Genomic DNA, 19166 nt, shown 5'->3' on the forward strand with positions numbered 1-19166 from the left:
CAGTGGCGCCTGGGCCGTCAGGCGCTCAGCGCGACACTGGCGAGCGCCTTGATCCGATCCGGCCGGAAACCCGACCAGTGATCGTTGCCGGCGACGACGACAGGCGCCTGCAGGTAGCCCAGGGCCATCACGTAGTCACGCGCCTCGGGCACCTCGGTGATGTCGACGATGTCGTAGGTGAGGCCCTCTTTGTCCAACGCCTTGTAGGTGGCATTGCACTGCACGCACGCGGGCTTGGTGTACACGGTGATGGTCATCTTCGGTATGGCTCCTCAGCGAAACATAGAGATGGACTCAAGTCGGTTACGGGACTGGCTGTGCGCAGGCACTCACGGATATTCAGCTCACCTGCGGACCCCTGAATTCCCGGCTGGTGGAGTGGTCTGAATCGAGACTTGCGTCCCGATTTCGGCGCTCCGGCGAACCTGTGAATCTTGTGGTCTTTCGGCCTCCCAGACACTACACCTAGTGTCCGACAACCAACAGAGATACAAGATGTTCTGAATAACAATTTTGAAATTCCCAGGTCGTAAGCACTCCGCCACCTCCCGATGCGGCGTGTCGCATGTCACAACACGCCGGTCCGACAACCCTCACTCCAGGTCTATCAGGGGGTACCGACAGATTCGGTCCGCGGCCGCCGGCGGGGGCCCCGAAACAGCAAAGCCGCCAGTGAGTCGGAGTGACTCACTGGCGGCTTCGGCGATGACGGGGTCAGCCCACCTCGGCGGCGAGCTTGCCGACGGCCTCGCGCACGGCCTCGGACACCTCGGCGACCTCCCGCGGGTGCTTGCCGTCGAAGGTCGGGGTCGGCAGCGACAGGCTGATCGACTCCACCACCCGCGGCCCGGCGATCCCGAAGGACTTGCGGGTCTCGTCGTGGGCCCATACCCCGCCGTACTGGCCCAGGGCGGCACCGATGACGGCCAGCGGCTTGTCCTTGAGCGCGCCGTTGCCGTACGGCCGGGACAGCCAGTCGATGGCGTTCTTGAGCACGCCGGGGATGCTGCCGTTGTATTCGGGGGTGACCACCAGGGTGGCGTCGGCCTCGGCGGCCGCGGCACGAAGGTCGGCCACCGCGGCCGGCGCGTCCTCGGTATCGAGGTCCTCGTTATAGAACGGGAGCTCACCGAGCCCCTCGTAGATGGTGAGGGCCACCCCCTCGGGGGCCGACTCGACCGCCGCCTCCGCGAGCTGCCGGTTGATCGACGCCGCCCGCAGGCTGCCTACCAGTACCAGGACCTTGATGTCCGCCATGTCTGTTCCTTCCGTGTGTATTCGGATCTTCGCACGAGGTAACCGGACTGCGGTCCGATTAATTCCACCTTGAGCTAAAGTGGCGTACGTGACAGCGGTCGACGGCGTGGGCGGGCTGCCGCTCTCTGCGCCACAAGAGCGCGGCGACGCCGCGCGCAACCGGCTGCTGCTGCTCCAAGCCGCTCGCACCCTCATCGACGAGCGGGGCACCGAGGCGGTGTCGATGGATGACATCGCTAGCGCCGCCGGCGTCGGCAAGGGCACCCTGTTCCGCCGCTTCGGCAGTCGCGCGGGCCTGATGATGGTGCTGCTCGACGAGGACGAACGCGCCTTGCAGCAGGCCTATTTGTTCGGCCCGCCGCCGCTGGGACCCGACGCCCCGCCGCTGCAGCGGCTGCTGGCCTTCGGCCACGAGCGGCTGCGCTTCGTTAAGGCCCACCGTGAACTGCTCTCCGAAGCCAACCGCGACCCCGACTCCCGCTACAACGCCCCCTTCGCGGTGATGCGCACCCACGTCCGGGTGCTCCTGCAGGCGGCAGGCACCACCGGCGACGTCGACGCCCAGGCCGACGCGCTGCTGGCGCTGCTCGATCCGGACTACGTCGCCCGCGAGCTTGCCGGGCCGGGCCGGGCCCTCGAGGATCTCGCCGCCGCGTGGGACAGCGTCGCGACCAAGCTGTGCGGGACGTGACCGGGACCGAATCCCGTGACTGGGTCCTGCATGTGGACCTCGACCAGTTCCTGGCGTCCGTCGAACTGCGTCGCCACCCCGAACTGGTCGGCCTGCCCGTCATCGTCGGTGGCAGCGGTGATCCGACCGAGCCACGCAAAGTGGTGACCTGCGCCTCCTACGAGGCCCGCGCGTTCGGTGTGCACGCCGGGATGCCATTGCGCAGCGCCGCGCGGCGCTGCCCCGATGCAACGTTCCTGCCGTCGGATCCAGCGGCCTACGACGAAGCGTCCGATCAGGTGATGGGTGTCCTGCGCGACCTCGGCCACCCGGTGGAGGTGTGGGGCTGGGACGAGGCCTACGTCGGCGCGCACGTCGCCGACCCGGTGGCCCTGGCCGAGCGGATTCGCGCCGAGATCGCCGCGGAGACCGGGCTGTCCTGCTCGGTGGGGATCAGCGACAACAAACAGCGCGCCAAGGTGGCCACCGGGTTCGGCAAGCCCGACGGGGTCTACACCCTGACCGACGCGAACTGGATGGACGTCATGGGCGATCGTCCGGTCGACGCGCTGTGGAGCGTCGGCCCGAAGACCGCCAAAAAGCTTGCCGCCCTGGAGATCACGACCGTCCGACAGCTGGCGAACACTGATGCCGAGCTGCTCACCGGAACTTTCGGGCCACGCACCGGGCTGTGGCTACTGCTGCTGGCCAAGGGCGGCGGGGACTCGACGGTCAGCGCCGAACCGTGGGTGCCGCGTTCCCGCAGTCACGTCATCACCTTCCCGCAGGATCTCACTGAGCGGGCCGAGATGGACTCCGCCGTCGTCGATCTGGCGAGTCGCGCCCTGGCCGAGGTGGTCGCCGCCAGCCGCATCGTGACCCGGGTGGCCGTGACGGTGCGGACCAACACCTTCTACACCCGCACCAAGATCCGCAAGCTCGAACAGCCGAGCACCGACCGCGACGTCATCACCGGCACCGCATTGACGGTGCTGGACCTCTTCGAGCTTGACCGGCCGGTGCGACTGCTGGGCGTGCGCCTGGAATTGGCTGCGCCGCAGTGATTCTCAGGCCGGCGGCAGTGACTGCGCGCCGCGCGGTCGCAGCGCGCGGGTGAAGAAGACGTTGACCCGCGTCATCGCCACGCTGTAGGGCCACCAAGCCAGCCGCTTGAAGGTGTACAGCGCCCGGATGTCGGACGAGGTGTAGATCAGGAATCGGTTCTTAGTGACGCCGACCAGAATGCAGGCCGCCACCTTGTCCGGGGTGACGGCGTGCCCGCTGAACAGCTTGACCCAGCGTTGCACCTTGGGGTGCTCACGGTCCACCCCGGCGATATGCACGGTCTGGACCAGCGGTGTGTCGACAGCGCCAGGCACCACCAGCGACACCCCGATGTTGTGCCGGGCCAGGTCGAAGCGCAGCACCTCGGACAGGCCGCGCAGCCCGAACTTGCTGGCGCTGTATGCCGCATGCCAGGGCAGTGCCACCAGTCCGGCCGCCGAGGACACGTTGACCAAGTGGCCGCCGCGGCCGGCCGCGACCATCGGCGGCAGGAACGTCTCGATCACGTGGATCGGGCCCATCAGGTTGACGTCGATCATCGACCGCCAATGCTGGTGGGTGAGCTGCTCGACGGTCCCCCACGCCGAGATACCGGCGATGTTCATCACCACATCCATCGCGCCGTGGCGGGTGTGGATGTCGGCGGCGAACCGGGCGACGGCGTCGTAGTCGGAGATGTCCAGCGCGCGGTACTCGGGCACCTCGGCGCCGAGCGCCCGGACCTCGGCCACCGTCGACTCCAGACCGTCGGCGTTGACGTCGGTCAGATACAACTCGGCACCCTTGCGGGCCAGGCGTAGCGCGGTGGCACGGCCGATACCGCTGGCCGCACCGGTGACGAACACCTTCTTGCCGGCGAAATCGCCCGTCATCGCATCAGCCGCCGACCTGTCCGCCCCACAGCGAGCGAAGCCACAGCTTCTCGAGAATTCGCACGGCGGCGTCCATATCCTGCTCCGGACCCAGGTAGGCCGACTCCCCGGACAGGGTGAACCCGGTGGTGGCCACCAGGGTGCGGACCAGGCCGTGGATGTCGTCGGTGATGGGATCGGCGGTGCCATTGCGGATCTCGGCCTCGACGATCGGCACGATCTGGGCGACGACGGCCTCGTTGTAGCTGTCGAGGATCTCCCGGATCTCAGCGTCGGTGTGCCGGGCGGCGTTGCACGCCCTCATCAGCGGGTCGTTGTGGGCGTAGACCGCGGCGGCGCTGCGGACCATGCGCTCGGCGAAGGCGGTCGGCGTCTCCTCGGCACCACGCGGTGCATACGAGTGGGTCAGGTCGTCGAGTTCCTGGCCGGCCTCGCCGATCAGATGCGCCAGCACCGCGTACTTCGAGTCGAAGTAGAAGTAGAACCCCGAGCGGGCCACCCCGGCCCGGTCGCTGATCATGCTGACCGACAGCTCGGAGAACGGCTTCTCCTCGAGCAGTTCGCGAACTGCCTGCACGATGGCATGCCGCTGCTTGTCCCCGCGGCGACGGGGCGCCTCGGTGGTGTGCTGCTGCGCGGTCACCCGTTCACCATGCACCACGCCACGCCCGAAGTGAAACTTGACACACGTCAAGTGTCGTGGTGAGGATGGTGCTACCTCAGGTACCGGCACCGGCCGGACCGCATGATCCGTCCTACCGTCCTTTCCCCAGGAGCGTTGATGGCCACGATCAGTACCCCGCACTACCTGCTCGACCAGGCGAAGCGCCGGCTCACCCCGACGCTGAACACCATCCCCGGGATGGGCGCGGTGGAAAAGCGCCTGCGTGAGCGGGACTGGCCGCAGTTCCCGCTGGCCGAGCCGCCCGCCGGAAGCGACCTGAAGACCATCATGGGCGACTCGGGCCTGCCGCTGCTGGGCCACATGATCGAGACCTTCCGCGGCGGCCCCGACTACCTGATGCAGGTGTACCGCAAGTACGGGCCGCTGCATTACGCCTACTCCCCCGCGCTGCCGGCGGTTGTCGCCCTCGGCCCGGACGCCACCCAGGCCGTGTTCTCCAACAAGAACAAGGACTTCTCGCAGAAGGGCTGGCACCCGGTGATCGGGCCGTTCTTCAACCGCGGCCTGATGATGCTCGACTTCGAAGAGCACATGTACCACCGCCGGATCATGCAGGAGGCGTTCACCCGCACCCGGCTGGCCGGCTACGTCGAGCACATCGACCGGGTGGCCTCGGCCGTCATCGCCAGCGACTGGGCGACCAACGACCCGCGATTCCTGTTCCACCCCGCCGTCAAGGAGCTGACGCTGGACATCGCCTCGGTGGTGTTCATGGGCCATGAGCCGGGCTCCGACCACGAGCTGGTGACCAAGGTGAACCAGGCCTTCACCACCACCACCCGGGCCGGTGGCGCGATCATCCGCACCAGCGTGCCGCCGTTCAAGTGGTGGCGCGGTCTGCAGGCCCGCAAGGTTCTCGAGGAGTACTTCGTCGAGCGGCTCAAGGAGCGCCGCAACTCCGGCGGCACCGACATGCTCGCGGTGCTGTGCGAGACCAGCGACGAGGACGGCAACAGCTTCACCGACGAAGACATCGTCAACCACATGATCTTCCTGATGATGGCCGCCCACGACACCTCGACGTCGACGCTGACGACCATGGCCAATCAGCTTGCCGCCAACCCGGATTGGCAGGAACGCTGCCGCGACGAGTCGGCCCGGCTGGGCGACGGCCCGCTGGACATCGAGGCGCTGGAGAAGCTGGAGACCCTCGATCTGGTGATCAACGAGTCACTGCGGATGGTCACCCCGCTGCCGTTCAACGTCCGCCAGGCGGTCCGCGACACCGAGCTGCTGGGGCATTTCGTGCCGGCGGGTACCAGCGTCAACATCTGGCCCGGCCTCAACCACCGGCTGCCCGAGCTGTGGACCGATCCGGAGAAGTTCGACCCGGACCGCTTCGCCGAGCCGCGTTCCGAGCACAAGCGGCACCGGTACGCCTTCGCCCCGTTCGGTGGCGGCGCGCACAAGTGCATCGGCATGGTGTTCGGCCAGCTGGAGATCAAGACCGTCATGCACCGGCTGCTGCGCAAGTACCGGCTGGAGTTGCCGCACCCCGGCTACCAGGCGCACTACGACTACGCCGGGATGCCGGTGCCGATCGACGGTATGCCGATCGTGCTGCGTCCGCTGCGCTGAGCGCACGCGCCGAGATCGACGAAATGGCGCTCGCTACTCGCACTTTCACGCCGAATCGTCGGCTTGGGCGAGGAGGCGGTTGGCGCAGGCGATGACGGCGCGCAGCGCCGACTCGGTGGGGTCGGCGGCCCACCCCATCGCCCACCGGTGACGGCGGCCGTCGGCACCCCGGATGAATGTCGCGATGTCGGCACCGGACCGCAGTTGGTGAAAGGACGTCACCTCGACGCCGATCCCGCGCTCGTGGAGCATCGCCGTCAGGGCGGCCAGCGGGCCACTGGCATGCGCAGTCGCCGTGTCGATGCGGTCGCCGACGGCGAGGGTGGCCCGGAACGCGCACGCCTGCGGGCCGAGCCTGCTCGACGGCCGGCCCAGCTGATCGGACTCCCAGGCGCCGAGCCGCAACGGGCCGCCGGCCGGGCTGTATCGGGCGACGAACGCGTCCCAGGGCAGCGCGTCGGCATCCTCACGCAGATCGCGCGGCAGGGGCGCACAGAACCGCGGCGACGGCTGGCGGGCGGTGGTGATGGTGCTCATGCGGTGGTCTTCTCGTCAGAGGTGGAGATGACCGACGTCGTCGTAGCTTCCGACCCACAGCGGGGGGTCGGTCTGGATCAGACCCCGCTGTGGGTTGCTACTACGAGTCGCACGCGCTGCACGATCGCCGATGGTAGACCTCGTCGCCGAGGCGCTGCAAGTGAGTTCACCGCTGCTGAGCGGCGGTCAGAAAGGCGTCGAACAGCAGCATCCGGTCGGCCTGCGGCCCATCGTCGTCCTCGGGGTGCCACTGCACGCCCAGATAGAACCGATCGGGGTCCTCGATCCCCTCGGTGATGCCGTCCAGCGCCCTGGCCGCGACCACGAGTCCGCGCCCGACGGCGTCGACGGCCTGGTGGTGACCGGAGCGGCCGACCACCCGGGTGGTGTTGAGGATCGACGCGAGCCGGGTGCCCGGCACGATGTCGATCGGCTCGTCGACGAACTCCGGCTCCCCGGGGGCGCCGTGGTGCAGTGTGTAGTCGACGATGTCGGGGATGATCGTGCCGCCGCGCGCGACGTTGAGCAGTTGCGACCCGCGGCAGATGCCGAAGATCGGCCGGCCCGCGGCCTCGGCGGCAGCGATCGCGTCCAACGCGTCGCGGTCGGCGCGGGCGTCGACGCCGTAGGTGGTCGGGTTCTGCGCGCTGGACCCGTAGCAGCGGCCGTCGATATCGCCCCCGCCGAGCAGCAGCAGACCGTCGAATTCGGCTGCCGCCGAGGGATTGTCGAGTGCCGAGCCGGTGTCCCAGAGCTCGAAGGATGCGCCGAGGTCGACCAGGGTGGTCAGCGCGACCCGGGTGAACCGCCGGATCAGGTCGACGTCGGCGGCGCTGATATCGGGGTAGTTCAGCGAGCCGAGCACGCAGATGTGCGCCCGGGGCGTCTGCGGCATCGGCAGGTCGGGTAGGACGTCCTCGCGGCGTACCCGGCAGTCGGTGGTCATCGTTCCTGCTTTCGTGTGGCGGCCCGGTCGACGAGGTCGGCGAACAGGGCGGCATCGGATTTCGAGGTGGTGTGACGGTCTTCGGGATGCCACTGCACGGCCAGCACGTCGGCGTCGCGGTGCTCCACGGCCTCCACGACACCGTCGGCGGCTGTGGCGCTGACGGTCAGGCCGCGGCCCAGCTGTCCGAGGGCCTGATGGTGGTAGGACGACACTTCGATACTCGCCGCGCCGACGATGTTGTGCAGGCGCGACCCCTTGTAGACGGCGATGTCGTGGACCGAATTGTGGTGTGCAGTGGTTGTTTCCGGTACGTGCTGGACCAGGGTGCCACCGAGCATCACGTTGAGGACCTGCATGCCCCGGCAGATGGCGAGGGTCGGTGTGCCCAGGTCCAGCACCGCGGCGATGACGCCCAGGTCGAACTCGTCCTGGAACGCCAATCCTGCCCGGGTCTGCGGCATCGGCTCGGCACCGTAGCGCTGGGGCTCGACATCGGCCCCGCCGGGCAGCACCACACCGTCGAACCGCGCCAGCCGATGCGGCAGGTCGACGCAGGGATCGGCGGCCGGGCCGTGCAGCACCGCCGGTTCCCCGCCGGCCGCCCACCCCGCTTCCCGCCGGGCAGCACCACACCGTCGAACCGCGCCAGCCGATGCGGCAGGTCGACGCAGGGATCGGCGGCCGGGCCGTGCAGCACCGCCGGTTCCCCGCCGGCCGCCCACACCGCTTCGCAGATCGCCTCGGCGGCAAGGGTTGCCGAGAACCGCAGGATCGGCACCTGCGTGCAGCGCTGCCCGACCACGGCCACCAGTGGCCGTGGGTGCCTCACTGCCCGAACGGGTAGTCGAGGGTCGGCAGCCAGGTGGTCCACACGTTGCGCAGCGTTCCGGAATCGATCAGCCGGCCCAGTGCACCGTCGATCTCGGCCAGGGTGTCCGGCCGGTCCTTGGCCACCGCGATGCCCCACTTGTTCGCGGTCTGCACGGTGAACGCCAACTCGTAGTCGGGGTGGGTGGCACCGAGCGGGACGAAGACCACGTCGTCGTCGATGACGGCATCGACCTCACCGGCGAGCAGTGCGGCCAGCATGTCGGCGTAGACGTCGTCGGATCCCGCGCCGAACGCCACCGGGATCGCCCCGGCGAAAGTCTGCGCCAGCGTCATGTTGGTGCTGTTCTCGATCGCCGCCACCTTCCGGTCCACCAGATCCTGCGGGCTGTGGATGCCCGCACCTCGGCGCACCAGCACGCCTTCGTGGAAGACCGCGTACGGCCGGGTGAAGTCGACCTGGGCCTGCCGCTCGGCGGTGATGCCCTGGCCGCACAGCACCGCGTCGGCGTCCCCGCGCTGCACCGCCGGGATCATGTCGACCCACGGCACCCGTACCCATTCCACCGGCCTGCCGAGTTCGGCGCCGAGCGCCTCGGCCACCCCGGGCTCATAGCCGGTGCGCCCGTGTTCCGGCGTCCACAGCGAAAACAGCGGCGGCGCTTCGGCATCGAGGCAGGCCAATCGCAGCGGCGCGGTCACGGTGTGTCATCCCAGTACATATCTCGCTCCCAATCGGTGACGTATCCACAGAATCGGGCCCACTCGTCGGCGTGGAAGTCGACGAGCAACTCAGACAGCGCGGGCCCGAAGGTTGAGGTCAGCAGGTCGTCGGCCCGGAACGCCTCGATCGCCTCGCCGAGGGTCAGCGGCAGCGCGGGGAACCGGTCGTCCTGCGGAGTGTCGTACGAGGATCCCTGTGTCGGCGGCCCGGGATCGATGGCGTTCTTCATGCCGTCCTCGCAGGCGGCCAGGATCACCGCGTGCGACAGGTAGGGATTGACGGCGGCGTCGGGCAGCTTGTACTCCAGCCGCCCCACGGTCGACAGCCGCACCGTGCAGGTCTTGTTGTCCAGACCCCAGTCGATCCGAGACGGTGCGAATTGGCCGGCGTCCCAATACCGTTTGTAGGAGTTCACCGTCGAGCCGTTGATCAGCATCGCGCCGGCGGTGTGGGCCAGCAGACCGCCCAGGGCGTGCTTGCCGATCTCGGAGAGGTGCAGGTCGCGGCGGCCCGGTTCGGCCAGCACGTTCACGTCGTCACGCCAGAGGCTGAAGTTGTGGTGACAACCGTTGCCCATCATGCCCGTTCGCGGTTTGGGCATGAAGCTCGCCTGGATGCCGAGCTCACGGGCTACCTGCTTGCAGATCTGCCGGTAGGTGGTGAGCCGGTCGGCGGTGAGGTCGGCGCGGTCGTACATGAAGTTGAGCTCCACCTGGAACTCGTCCTCGTAGTCGCCTTCGACCATGTCCAGGCCGAGCGCCTGGGCGTACTCGATGACCTTCTTGACGATCGGGCGGTTCCGCTCGAGATGCTCGATGTGGTACGCCGGGCTGGATCCCGGCCGGAACTGGGCCTCCAAACCCTCACCCTGCCAGGTCATCTCGGGTTCGCATCCGGTCCGCAGCTCCAGGCCGGTCCGGTCGGTGAATCCGGCGTGCAGCCGGCGCAGCAGTCCCCTGGTGTCCGAGGCGAACTCCGTGCCCGCCCCCTCGGGCAGATGGTCGGGTTCATAGAGCCGGCAGAACACCCGGGCGAAGCTGGTGTCCCACGGCAGCACCGCGAAGGTGTCCAGGTCCGGCAGTGCGGTGTACTCAGGGGCGTTCACCCCGCCGGCGAGCAGGATGCCCCCCCGGGTGCCCTGCAGATTTGCCACCGCGGTCTGGTGCTGCTGCACGCCTTTGACGGCGAGCCGTTCGAAGTGCCGGGCCGGGGCCACCTTGCCCACGACGCGGCCGGTGATGGTGATCGCCTGGAAGTAGACGAATTCCACACCTCGCTCGGAGATGGTCGCCAGCGCGGCGGCCAGGTCGGGGCTCGTGGCGTTGGCCTGGCGGTGGACGTCCAGTGCAGTGGTGCTCATCGGGATCCTTTCGGTGGCCGGATCGGGTGGTCAGGAGCCGGGGGTGAACCCGATGGGAAGCGTGTTGGGCCCGGTGTTGCCGGAGTCCGGCAGCCAGCTGGCACCCGGCAACTCGTGCGGGTCGCGCATCCGGCGGGCCAGCAGCGGCAGCGCCTCGCTCATGTCGGCGCGGGCCACGAAATGCCCGAGGCAGTAGTGCACCCCGCCACCGAAACCGAAGTGCGGCTTGCGGTCTGCGGTGAGGTCGAAGCCCGGCGCGAAGACCCGGGGGTCGGTGCCCGCCGATTCGGCGTAGAGATGCACGGTGGTTCCGGCCTTCAACAGCACCCCCTCGTACTCGAAGTCCTCGATGACCTCGCGGGTCACCCAGCGGGTGGTGGGGTTGAGCCGCATCACCTCCTCGACGGCCTTGGCCCCCAGTTCGGGGCGCTGGGCCAGCAGCTGCCACTGGTCGGGGTGGGCAAGGAACGTCTGCATGGCCAGGCCGAGCTGGTTGCGGGTGGTGTCGAAGCCGCCGAAGATCAACAGCACCAGGCCATCTCGTAATTCATCATCGCTGAGCCGACCCTCCTCGGGCGAGGAGGCGTTGACCAGAGCGGTGACGAAGTCATCGCGCGGATGGGCCCGGCGCTCGGCCACTGCCGCGTCGCAATACGCGTACAGGCGGGCCAGCGCGTCCTCGATCTTGGGGAGATCCTGCTTGAGGGTCACCCCCATGGCCAGGCCCAGCGTCGCGGATTCGGTGGCGATGACCTCCCACTCCGATTCGGGAAGTCCGAGCATGATCGCGATGACCCGGGCCGAGTAGGGCTCGGCGAACTCGCTGACGAACTCACAGCGGTCCGGTTCGGCGAAGTTGTCGACGAGTTCGCTTGCCAGCGCCTGAAATCGGGGGACGAGGCTGACGATGAGCTGCTGGGAGAAAGCCGGGGTCATCAACCGGCGCAGCCGCCGGTGCTCCTCGCCCTCCTTGTTGAGCAGCCAGCTCGACCACCACCGGGCGAACGGTCCTTCGGTGACGCCGTTGTGGGCCGGCCAGGCCACCGACCCCTGCCGCAGCTGTCTGCTCTTCAACAACTTGTTCATCTGCTCGTAGCGCAGCACCGCGATGCCGTAGGGCGTGGTCGCGTACCAGCTGCGCTCACGGGCCTGGTGCACGGCTTCGGAGGTGATGGAGAACGACGGGTCGGCAACGTCGAAGGCGGGCACCGGGTCGAGAGCAGCAGACGACATGCAGATCACCTTCAGCAGCGGGGCATCAAACCGTCACTAAATACTCTAGAAGTAGAGGCTTCATGTCAATGGGGAAACACAAAGTGCTCACGGTCGTAACGTGAAGTTTTCAGACTGCGGAGTCGGGCCAGGCGATGGCCAGCAGCCACTCGGTGCCCAACGGCATCTCCGCGACGTCACGAAAGGCCGCCGGATCGGCGGCCGGGCCGGCCTGCGGCATCGACGGCAGCAGCGACCCGACGATCCAGCGCGGCGTGTTGGCGGCGATCACCCGCCGTTCGGTGTTGACCACGACGGCGTCCTGCGGGGTCTGGCGCAACACCTCGATGAGGGCGCGCTCGACGTCCCCGACGGACAGGTCGGCGCCCGCCGTTCGGTGTTGACCACGACGGCGTCCTGCGGGGTCTGGCGCAACACCTCGATGAGGGCGCGCTCGACGTCCCCGACGGACAGGTCGGCGCCGGCCACCCCGAGGAACGCCCCATCGGCCACCACCGGGATGGTCGCGGTGATCGTGTAGAGGTCCGATCCGCTGTAGTCCACGTAGGGGCCGTAGGCCACCCGCGCCTGGCCGCGCTGGGCCAGCTGGTACCAGTCCATCTGGAGATAGTCGTAGACGTCGATGCTGGTGGGGTCGAAGTTCAGGCGCAGCCGCGCCACCCGCTCATGGTTGCGCTGCCACCAGGCCATGTAGCGCTCGCGACCGTCGACCACGAACGGCGCGGCCACAAACCCCATCCCCCAGATCCCGTGCTCGTGGGTGAGCAGATCGGCGAGCAGGCGCTGCAGACCGCTGAAGTGCGACTCGGTCAGGGCCGCGCGGGCCGGCCTGCTGCGCAGTACCTCCGCGGCGACCCGGCCCAGCAGGTCATAGATGGGTTCCAGCGCATCGGAGGCCCGTGTAGCCAGGTCGCTGGCCCGCGCGTCGGTCATCGGACCGCCCCCTCGGTCGACAGCTCGAGATTGATCCTGGTCAAACGGGCCAGCTGACCCATCACATGGTCTTCAGCAAGCCGCCGCGCCTCGGTGGGATTCTCCGAGGCCACCGCCGCGGCGATGTCGTGTTGCTGTTCGACGTGGGCGGCCACATCGACCGGCGGGCCGATTGGCAGCCAGATCAATCCGGCCACCTCGGCCTGCAGGTTCGCCTCACGGCGGGCGAGCCGGGCGGACTGCGAGGCCACCGCGACCTGGATGTGGAACCGGCTGTCGGCGCGGATGCGGTCACCCAGTGTGGCCGCCGACCCGAGCTGATCGGTCAGGGCAAAAAGCCGACGCACCGTATAGGAGGCCGCCCGCTCGGCGGCCAGCTTGGCCGCCTGACCCGCGATCGCGGTGTGCTCGTCGAACAGATCGCGAAGGTCGGAGGCGCTCATCGCGGCCAGCCGGGCGGTGAGTTGGTCGACCGGCGGGCCTTCGGGGCGCCGCACGAACGAGCCGCCGCTACGCCCGCGCCGGGTTTCGACCAACTGCTGATCGCGCAGTGTCGCCAGCGCCTCGCGCACGGTCATCGGAGCCACCCCGAACTGCGCAGCCAGGTCGACCTCGACGGGCAGCCGCTCGCCGTCGTCGAGCAGGCCCAGATGAATCGCCTCGGTGATCCGCTGCACGATCTCGTCGGCCCTACTGACCGGGGTTTCCGGCGCGACGAGCGGCGACAGCGATGACATCGGCCCCTCCTCAGCGCACGCCCCACGATGGGCCCGTGGTCGGCAACTTACCTGATTTTCGACGAATTCCGCCGTTCCTGTTGCCGCATAAACAATAGTTCTGTAGTTTTTGGCCACGCCCGGCCCTATGGAGGAAGGCAGTCACATGACCACATCCAGCACGCCCACTCCGCCCGACGACGGCTACTACGGATTCCACGAGGAAGACGACGTTCGCCATCTGCACGCGCTGGGCTACCAGTCGGAGTTCAAGCGGGATATGAGCCCGTGGGCCAACTTCTCGCTGGGCTTCACCTACCTGTCCCCCGTCGTCGGGGTCGACACGCTGTTCGCCTATGCCCTGGCGACCGGCGGGCCGCCGATGATCTGGAGCTTCCTGATCGTCGGCGTGGGCCAGCTGCTGGTGGCGCTGATCTTCAGCGAGATCGTGGCCCAGTTCCCGGTGGCCGGCGGGGTGTACCCATGGGCCCGCCGACTGTGGGGCCGCCGGTACGCCTGGATGACGGGCTGGGTCTATATGGTCGCGCTCCTGGTGACGATCGCGTCGGTCGTCTACGGTGCCGGCCCTTACGTCGCAGCGGCTTTCGGCGCCGAGGTCACGGTGAACAACACCATCCTGTTCGCCCTTGTCCTGCTCGCGGTGGCGACTGTCATCAACTTCATGGGCACGAAAGTGCTTGCCACCGCTGCGATTATCGGCTTCACCGCCGAGATCATCGGAGCACTTGTGGTCGGCGGCTGGCTGCTGATCGCGCACCGCGAGCACAATCTCGGCATCATCTTCGACCGGTTCGGCGCCGGCGGCGACGGCAACTACCTGTGGGCGTTCGCCGCGGCAGCGTTGATCGGCATCTACCAGTACTACGGATTCGAGGCCTGTGGCGACGTCGCCGAGGAGGTGCCCAACCCGGGCGGTCTGATCCCCAAGGCCATGCGCCGCACCATCTATGTCGGCGGCGCGGCGGCCACCTTCGTCTGTCTGGCCCTGGTTCTTGCCGTCACCGACATTCCGGCCGTGATCGCCGGCGAGGACGCCGACCCGGTGAGCACCGTGCTCAACGAGGCCTTCGGCACCGGCGGCGCGCGCATCGTCCTGCTGATCGTGCTGATCTCGTTCCTGTCCTGCGCGATGAGCCTGCAGGCGGCGGCGAGCCGGTTGGCCTACTCCTACGGCCGCGACGGCATGATCATGGGCAGCTCGCTGCTCAAGAAGTTCTCCGCCAGCCGCCACGTTCCGCCGTATGCGCTGCTGCTGGCCGCGCTGGTCCCGGCGGTGATCGTGGTCGGCTCGAAATTCTCCACCGACGCGATCACCAAGATCATCAGCTTCGCGGCGTTCGGCATCTACCTGGCGTTCCAGATGGTGGTGCTGGCCGCCCTGCGCGCCCGGCTCAAGGGCTGGGTGCCCAGCGGCAAATACACCCTGGGCAAGTGGGGGCTGGCCGTCAACGTCGCGGCGCTTATCTACGGCGTGACGGCCATGGTCAACATGGCGTGGCCGCGCACCCCGGACGCACCGTGGTACGACAACTGGATCGTGGCCCTGTCGGCGGCCATCGTCGTCGGGATCGGCCTGATCTACATGGCCGTACATCCGCTGCACGACCGCAGCACCGCCCCCTACGCCGACGCCATCCCCAGCTAGGTGAGCGCCTTTATCGAAACTTCATCGAACGTCTAGCGAAAGCCGCAGCAGCGGCGGCAACCCTCGATGACAGGACGCGCGGCACCCCGCCGCGCGCACTGACGGAGAGGACGCATTCGATGAACACCCGTTCTGTGGCCGTGGCCGGCGCGGCCGTGGCGGCACTGATCACGCTGACCGCCTGCGGTGGCGCGACCAAGACCGCCAGCACCCCGCCGGCTTCGGCCGCCCCGGCGGCGAGTTCGACGACAGCGGCACCGAACACCGCGGCGCACAACAACGCCGACGTGATGTTCACCCAGCACATGATCCCGCACCACCAGCAAGCCATCGAGATGAGCGACGACATCCTGGGCAGGCAGGGCATCGATCCACGGGTGACAGCCCTGGCCCAGCAGATCAAGGCCGCTCAGGGTCCCGAGATCCAGCAGATGCAGGGCTGGCTGTCGCAGTGGGGAGTCCCGGCGATGCCGATGACGCCCGGCGGCGGGATGGACGATATGCCCGGCCATGGCGGGATGACCGGCATGCCCGGGATGCCTGGCCACGACATGGGCGATATGGGTGACATGGGTGCCGGGATGGGCATGATGTCCGAAGCCGATATGGCTGCCCTGCGCGACGCTCAGGGCCCGGCCGCGAGCCGGTTGTTCCTGACCCAGATGATCCAGCATCATCAGGGCGCAATCATCATGGCGCAGCGGGAGATCGGCGCGGGCCAGTACCCGGCCACCATTGCGCTGGCGAAGTCGATCGCCGAGAGTCAGCAGAAGGAGATCGACGAGATGAACAAGATTCTGGCCTCCTTGTAGGAGCCGGATTACGCGTTGACCGTGGCGACGGGCGCGGGTACCAGCGGCAGTTCGATGGTGAACACGGTGCCCGCGCCCACGCCGCCGCTGCGGACGGTGATGCGGCCGTCGTGGGCCTCCACAAGAGCTTTCGCGATGGCCAGGCCGATGCCACTGCCGCCCTGGGCCCGGCCCCGAGCGGGATCCACCCGGTAGAAGCGTTCGAACAGGTGCGGTAGATGCTCGGCCGGGATGCCTTCCCCGGTGTCGGCCACCGTGATCACCGTCGAGCCCTCGGCGGCGCCGACCGTCACGTCGACGCGTCCACCGGCCGCAGTGTGCCGCAGCGCGTTGTCGAGCAGGTTGCCCACCACCTGGCCCAGCCGGTCGGCGTCGATCCACAGCAATCTGGCATCAGCAGACACGCTCGAGTGCAGGCTGATACCGCTGGCGGCGGCGCGATCGGCTACCGCGATCAAGGCCCTGCTCACGAAGGTTTCGGCGTCGACCCAGCCGCGCGAGATCGTCCTGGCCTCCTCGGCTTGCGCCAGCGCGTTGACATCCTCGGCCAACCTCACCAGCCGCCGCGCCTGATCGCGCATGACGGAAATCGATTCGGCATCAACAGTTTTGACACCGTCTTCCACCGCTTCGAGATAGGCCTCGAGTACCGCGACGGGGGTTCTGATCTCGTGGGCGAGGTCGCCGAGAAGCTGTCGCCGGGTGCCCTCGACGGCTTCGAGCCGCGACGCCATCGCGTTGAAAGCTGCTGCCAGCGAGTCGAAATCGGCACCGAGGTGCGGCGGCGACACCGTGACGTCAAACCGCCCGTCGGCGATGCGGGTCGCCGCCGCCGAGACCTCGGCCAGCGATCGGCGCAGCCGGCGGCTGACGTACCAGGTGACCACCAGCGCCGTGAGCGCCGCGGCAAAGACGGCGACGGCGACCGAGATCGCGGTGGCGTAGGTGTAGGCCTGCTCGGCGTGGAATTGCTCGTGGGAATCGGTCGGCACGCCGGCGCGATGAAGGTGTTCGCGAAACAGTGGCGGCCCCACCACCATCGCGACCACCGCGGTCGTCACCGCACCGGCGATCACCACCAGCACCTGGGCCAGCAGTAGTCGGCTGCCGAGTCCCCGCGAGCGGCTCATCGCCCGCTGCCCATCCGGTAGCCGACGCCACGCACGGTCAGCACGTACCGAGGATTGGCGGGATCGTCGCCCAGTTTCCGGCGCAGGTGGCCGATGTGGACGTCGATGAGGTGATCGTTGCCGACCCAGTTGTCACCCCAGACGGCCTCGAGAAGCTGCCGGCGGGTGAACACCAGGCCGGGGCGGGCCGACAAGGCGGCCAGCACGTCGAACTCGGTGCGCGTGAGCGTGATCGGCTGATCCCCGACCCACACCTCCCGGCCGGCGATATCGAGACGCAGATCGCCGAACACCCGCGGCGGCGGCTCGACAGCCGCCCCGTTGGTGGTCCGCGGCCTGCGCAGCATCGCCTGGACGCGGGCGACAAGTTCCCGGGGGCTGAACGGTTTGGTCATGTAATCGTCGGCACCCACCGACAAGCCGACGATGGTGTCCACCTCGGTGTCCCGCGCGGTCAGCATCACCACATAGGCGTCGGAGAACGTCCGCAGCTGCCGGCAGACCTCCAGACCGTCGAGTCCCGGCAGGCTGAGATCCAGGATCACCACATCCGGGTCGGTCTCCCGGGCCAGTCGCAGTGCGTCGAGCCCGTCGGCGGCCGAGGCGACCTCGAAGTGTTCGCGCTGCAGATAGTCGGCGACGATGTCGGCCAGGGCGGTCTCGTCGTCGACGACGAGCGCCCGGTGTGCGTCGGTGGTTCTAATCGTCACCGAGCGAGTCGATCGCCGACTGCAGTTTGGCACCCACCTCATCGGCGACCGCGCGCAGTTCCGGCTCGCCGGTGACCTCGACGAGCAACTGCGGATTCATGGCTTCGACGACGACCGATCCCTCGTGGTCCGGGTCGGCCCGCACCACGACATTGCAGGGCAGCAGCAGCCCGATCTGGCGGTCGATCCCGACGGCGCGATGTGCCAGCGGCGGGTTACAGGCGCCCAGGATGAGGTAGTCGCCGAGCTCGTTACCAGCGGCCTCACCGAGCTTCTTGCTCAGCGTGGCCTTCATGTCGATCTCGGTCAGCACCCCGAAGCCCTCGGCTGCCAGCGCCTCCCGCGTGCGTGCCACGGCGTCGTCGAACGACCCCCGGACGGTGGTCGACAGTGCGATACCCATGTGTCACTCCCCCTTGAGTCGAATCAGGCCGGTCGAATCAGGCCAATGCGAGGAACAGCTTCTCCAGCTCGGCTTCGTTCATCGGGGTTCCACCGTCGGCCGCGCTTCCGCTGACGCATTCGCGCAGGCCGGTGGCGACGATTTTGAAGCCGGCCCGGTCGAGTGCCCGCGACACCGCGGCGAGCTGGGTGACGACGTCCTTGCAGTCGCGCCCCTGCTCGATCATCGAGATCACACCCGAGAGCTGACCCTGCGCCCTGCGCAGTCGATTGAGCACTGCTGCGATGGCGTCTTCATCTCCGACCATGACAACCCTCCTGAGGTTCTGTACGTCCAAGCGTACCCGCAGGGGTATAACCGCACGGATCAGCGATTCATGCCCGCGCGCCGGGCGGGGCGGCGACCAGCTGGGCGACGACGCTCCGGGGATCGCATCGCGGCCCCCGGTTGTAGGGCAGGCGGGCCAGCATCATGCCCATCAGACAGGTGTTGGTGGCCGCGGCGACGGCCAGGCCGGCACCCATGACGAACGCCACCCACTGGAAGCCGGGAATGACCATGGCGACCAGCACGCTCACTGCCACGATGAGGCCGGCCACGAATCGAACCTGTCGCTCCAGCTCCCACCGCTGGGCGCCCCGGTTCACCGGAAACCCGCCGGCCTGCCAGGAGTTCATCCCCCCGTCGAGGATGTGAACGTTGGCCAGACCTGCTGCCCGAAGGGTCTGCTCGGCCTGTTCGGCACGCTGCCCGGACCGACAGACCAGAACCACCTCATCGGCGAGGTGGGCCCGGATCTCGTCGCGGTGTTCCCGCAACAGATCCAGGGGCACGTTGTAGGAACCGGCGATGTGCACCGTCTCGAACTCACCCGGAGTCCGGACATCGAGCATGCGGGGCGCGGCGCCGGCGCTGATCAGACTGTGCAGTGCGGCCGCGTTCATCGGCGAGGACATCGGTCACCTTTCGTTGGAGGAATACCCTATGGGGTATATTGCGTTCATGATATCAATACCCACAGGGGTATATAACTGCTAC

At 68.2% G+C, this 19166-nt stretch carries 23 protein-coding genes; 5 read left to right on the plus strand and 18 right to left on the minus strand.

Features of this window, described 5'->3' with window-relative positions; genetic code table 11:
• Positions 1-17 precede the first annotated feature (17 nt).
• Both BN3385_RS25280 and BN3385_RS25285 read right to left on the minus strand, forming a co-directional pair.
• Positions 18-257, minus strand: coding sequence for a redoxin NrdH (locus BN3385_RS25280; protein ID WP_059021046.1), 240 nt, complete (start codon positions 255-257; stop codon positions 18-20).
• A 457-nt stretch (positions 258-714) separates the two neighbouring features.
• The gene (locus BN3385_RS25285) at positions 715-1257 is read right to left on the minus strand and encodes an NADPH-dependent FMN reductase (protein WP_059021049.1); all 543 of its coding nucleotides are present in this window, start codon (positions 1255-1257) and stop codon (positions 715-717) included.
• A gap of 88 nt (positions 1258-1345) precedes the next feature.
• Here BN3385_RS25285 and BN3385_RS25290 point away from each other — a divergent pair, with 88 nt between their 5' ends.
• Entirely contained in the window at positions 1346-1948 is a 603-nt protein-coding gene (locus tag BN3385_RS25290; RefSeq protein WP_059022411.1) for a TetR/AcrR family transcriptional regulator, read from the plus strand.
• The gene (locus BN3385_RS25295; RefSeq protein ID WP_059022412.1) at positions 1945-2991 is read left to right on the plus strand and encodes a DNA polymerase IV; all 1047 of its coding nucleotides are present in this window, start codon (positions 1945-1947) and stop codon (positions 2989-2991) included. Before BN3385_RS25290 ends, BN3385_RS25295 begins: the two co-directional genes overlap by 4 nt.
• Before the next feature lie 3 nt (positions 2992-2994).
• Here BN3385_RS25295 and BN3385_RS25300 read toward each other — a convergent pair whose 3' ends face one another.
• Both BN3385_RS25300 and BN3385_RS25305 read right to left on the minus strand, forming a co-directional pair.
• Positions 2995-3864 (minus strand): SDR family oxidoreductase, encoded by an 870-nt coding sequence (locus BN3385_RS25300; protein ID WP_059021050.1) that lies wholly within the window; start codon positions 3862-3864, stop codon positions 2995-2997.
• Positions 3865-3868: 4 nt separating this feature from the next.
• The gene (locus tag BN3385_RS25305; RefSeq protein WP_156432880.1) at positions 3869-4507 is read right to left on the minus strand and encodes a TetR/AcrR family transcriptional regulator; all 639 of its coding nucleotides are present in this window, start codon (positions 4505-4507) and stop codon (positions 3869-3871) included.
• Positions 4508-4642: 135 nt separating this feature from the next.
• On the opposite strand from BN3385_RS25305, the gene BN3385_RS25310 reads away from it, so the two are divergent.
• Positions 4643-6127 carry a cytochrome P450 gene (locus BN3385_RS25310; RefSeq protein ID WP_059021054.1) on the plus strand — a complete coding sequence of 495 codons (1485 nt, stop codon included), beginning with the start codon at positions 4643-4645 and terminating at the stop codon, positions 6125-6127.
• Between the two features lie 45 nt (positions 6128-6172).
• Here the strand turns inward: BN3385_RS25310 and BN3385_RS25315 are convergent, their stop codons facing one another.
• From BN3385_RS25315 to BN3385_RS25350, 9 genes are all read right to left on the minus strand, one after another.
• A complete protein-coding gene (locus BN3385_RS25315) occupies positions 6173-6664 on the minus strand; it encodes a 2-isopropylmalate synthase (RefSeq protein WP_059021056.1) in 492 nt (163 codons plus the stop codon).
• A 166-nt stretch (positions 6665-6830) separates the two neighbouring features.
• Positions 6831-7610 carry a gamma-glutamyl-gamma-aminobutyrate hydrolase family protein gene (locus BN3385_RS25320; protein WP_059021058.1) on the minus strand — a complete coding sequence of 260 codons (780 nt, stop codon included), beginning with the start codon at positions 7608-7610 and terminating at the stop codon, positions 6831-6833.
• The gene (locus BN3385_RS25325; RefSeq protein ID WP_502688092.1) at positions 7607-8335 is read right to left on the minus strand and encodes a gamma-glutamyl-gamma-aminobutyrate hydrolase family protein; all 729 of its coding nucleotides are present in this window, start codon (positions 8333-8335) and stop codon (positions 7607-7609) included. Before BN3385_RS25325 ends, BN3385_RS25320 begins: the two co-directional genes overlap by 4 nt.
• A 103-nt stretch (positions 8336-8438) precedes the next feature.
• On the minus strand, positions 8439-9143 hold the full coding sequence (locus BN3385_RS25330) for an ABC transporter substrate-binding protein (protein ID WP_059021060.1): 705 nt from the start codon (positions 9141-9143) through the stop codon (positions 8439-8441).
• Positions 9140-10525, minus strand: coding sequence for a glutamine synthetase family protein (locus BN3385_RS25335; RefSeq protein WP_059021062.1), 1386 nt, complete (start codon positions 10523-10525; stop codon positions 9140-9142). The genes BN3385_RS25330 and BN3385_RS25335 overlap by 4 nt, the downstream gene beginning before the upstream one ends.
• A 30-nt stretch (positions 10526-10555) precedes the next feature.
• Positions 10556-11758, minus strand: coding sequence for a cytochrome P450 (locus BN3385_RS25340; RefSeq protein WP_059022413.1), 1203 nt, complete (start codon positions 11756-11758; stop codon positions 10556-10558).
• A gap of 109 nt (positions 11759-11867) precedes the next feature.
• The gene (locus tag BN3385_RS28760; protein ID WP_197415269.1) at positions 11868-12050 is read right to left on the minus strand and encodes a hypothetical protein; all 183 of its coding nucleotides are present in this window, start codon (positions 12048-12050) and stop codon (positions 11868-11870) included.
• On the minus strand, positions 12026-12691 hold the full coding sequence (locus tag BN3385_RS25345; RefSeq protein ID WP_197415270.1) for a cache domain-containing protein: 666 nt from the start codon (positions 12689-12691) through the stop codon (positions 12026-12028). Before BN3385_RS25345 ends, BN3385_RS28760 begins: the two co-directional genes overlap by 25 nt.
• Positions 12688-13428, minus strand: a complete 741-nt coding sequence (locus tag BN3385_RS25350) for a FadR/GntR family transcriptional regulator (RefSeq protein ID WP_059021065.1) — start codon at positions 13426-13428, stop codon at positions 12688-12690. Before BN3385_RS25350 ends, BN3385_RS25345 begins: the two co-directional genes overlap by 4 nt.
• Before the next feature lie 145 nt (positions 13429-13573).
• Between BN3385_RS25350 and BN3385_RS25355 the strand changes: the two genes are divergently transcribed.
• The gene (locus BN3385_RS25355) at positions 13574-15073 is read left to right on the plus strand and encodes an APC family permease (RefSeq protein ID WP_059021067.1); all 1500 of its coding nucleotides are present in this window, start codon (positions 13574-13576) and stop codon (positions 15071-15073) included.
• Positions 15074-15192: 119 nt separating this feature from the next.
• Entirely contained in the window at positions 15193-15885 is a 693-nt protein-coding gene (locus BN3385_RS25360; protein WP_059021069.1) for a DUF305 domain-containing protein, read from the plus strand.
• Between the two features lie 8 nt (positions 15886-15893).
• Here BN3385_RS25360 and BN3385_RS25365 read toward each other — a convergent pair whose 3' ends face one another.
• From BN3385_RS25365 to BN3385_RS25385, 5 genes are all read right to left on the minus strand, one after another.
• Entirely contained in the window at positions 15894-17015 is a 1122-nt protein-coding gene (locus tag BN3385_RS25365) for a HAMP domain-containing sensor histidine kinase (protein ID WP_059021071.1), read from the minus strand.
• Positions 17012-17725: a response regulator gene (locus BN3385_RS25370; RefSeq protein ID WP_059021073.1), complete on the minus strand. Its 714-nt coding sequence runs from the start codon at positions 17723-17725 to the stop codon at positions 17012-17014. Before BN3385_RS25370 ends, BN3385_RS25365 begins: the two co-directional genes overlap by 4 nt.
• Positions 17715-18128 carry a DUF302 domain-containing protein gene (locus BN3385_RS25375; protein ID WP_059021075.1) on the minus strand — a complete coding sequence of 138 codons (414 nt, stop codon included), beginning with the start codon at positions 18126-18128 and terminating at the stop codon, positions 17715-17717. The genes BN3385_RS25370 and BN3385_RS25375 overlap by 11 nt, the downstream gene beginning before the upstream one ends.
• A 37-nt stretch (positions 18129-18165) precedes the next feature.
• Positions 18166-18435, minus strand: a complete 270-nt coding sequence (locus BN3385_RS25380; protein ID WP_059021077.1) for a metal-sensitive transcriptional regulator — start codon at positions 18433-18435, stop codon at positions 18166-18168.
• Between the two features lie 67 nt (positions 18436-18502).
• Positions 18503-19084, minus strand: a complete 582-nt coding sequence (locus BN3385_RS25385) for a rhodanese-like domain-containing protein (protein ID WP_059021079.1) — start codon at positions 19082-19084, stop codon at positions 18503-18505.
• Between the last annotated feature and the right edge of the window lie 82 nt (positions 19085-19166).

Source organism: Mycobacterium sp. M26 (assembly GCF_001494595.1).
Classification (GTDB): Bacteria; Actinomycetota; Actinomycetes; order Mycobacteriales; family Mycobacteriaceae; genus Mycobacterium.

Bases quoted from the DNA above. Each gene is read 5' to 3' on its own strand.
- BN3385_RS25280 (WP_059021046.1), bottom strand. From the start codon at position 257: ATGACCATCACCGTGTACACCAAGCCCGCGTGCGTGCAGTGCAATGCC.
- BN3385_RS25285 (WP_059021049.1), bottom strand. From the start codon at position 1,257: ATGGCGGACATCAAGGTCCTGGTACTGGTAGGCAGCCTGCGGGCGGCG.
- BN3385_RS25300 (WP_059021050.1), bottom strand. From the start codon at position 3,864: ATGACGGGCGATTTCGCCGGCAAGAAGGTGTTCGTCACCGGTGCGGCC.
- BN3385_RS25315 (WP_059021056.1), bottom strand. From the start codon at position 6,664: ATGAGCACCATCACCACCGCCCGCCAGCCGTCGCCGCGGTTCTGTGCG.
- BN3385_RS25320 (WP_059021058.1), bottom strand. From the start codon at position 7,610: ATGACCACCGACTGCCGGGTACGCCGCGAGGACGTCCTACCCGACCTG.
- BN3385_RS25335 (WP_059021062.1), bottom strand. From the start codon at position 10,525: ATGAGCACCACTGCACTGGACGTCCACCGCCAGGCCAACGCCACGAGC.
- BN3385_RS25340 (WP_059022413.1), bottom strand. From the start codon at position 11,758: ATGTCGTCTGCTGCTCTCGACCCGGTGCCCGCCTTCGACGTTGCCGAC.
- BN3385_RS25345 (WP_197415270.1), bottom strand. From the start codon at position 12,691: ATGACCGACGCGCGGGCCAGCGACCTGGCTACACGGGCCTCCGATGCG.
- BN3385_RS25350 (WP_059021065.1), bottom strand. From the start codon at position 13,428: ATGTCATCGCTGTCGCCGCTCGTCGCGCCGGAAACCCCGGTCAGTAGG.
- BN3385_RS25355 (WP_059021067.1), top strand. From the start codon at position 13,574: ATGACCACATCCAGCACGCCCACTCCGCCCGACGACGGCTACTACGGA.
- BN3385_RS25360 (WP_059021069.1), top strand. From the start codon at position 15,193: ATGAACACCCGTTCTGTGGCCGTGGCCGGCGCGGCCGTGGCGGCACTG.
- BN3385_RS25365 (WP_059021071.1), bottom strand. From the start codon at position 17,015: ATGAGCCGCTCGCGGGGACTCGGCAGCCGACTACTGCTGGCCCAGGTG.
- BN3385_RS25375 (WP_059021075.1), bottom strand. From the start codon at position 18,128: ATGGGTATCGCACTGTCGACCACCGTCCGGGGGTCGTTCGACGACGCC.
- BN3385_RS25380 (WP_059021077.1), bottom strand. From the start codon at position 18,435: ATGGTCGGAGATGAAGACGCCATCGCAGCAGTGCTCAATCGACTGCGC.
- BN3385_RS25385 (WP_059021079.1), bottom strand. From the start codon at position 19,084: ATGTCCTCGCCGATGAACGCGGCCGCACTGCACAGTCTGATCAGCGCC.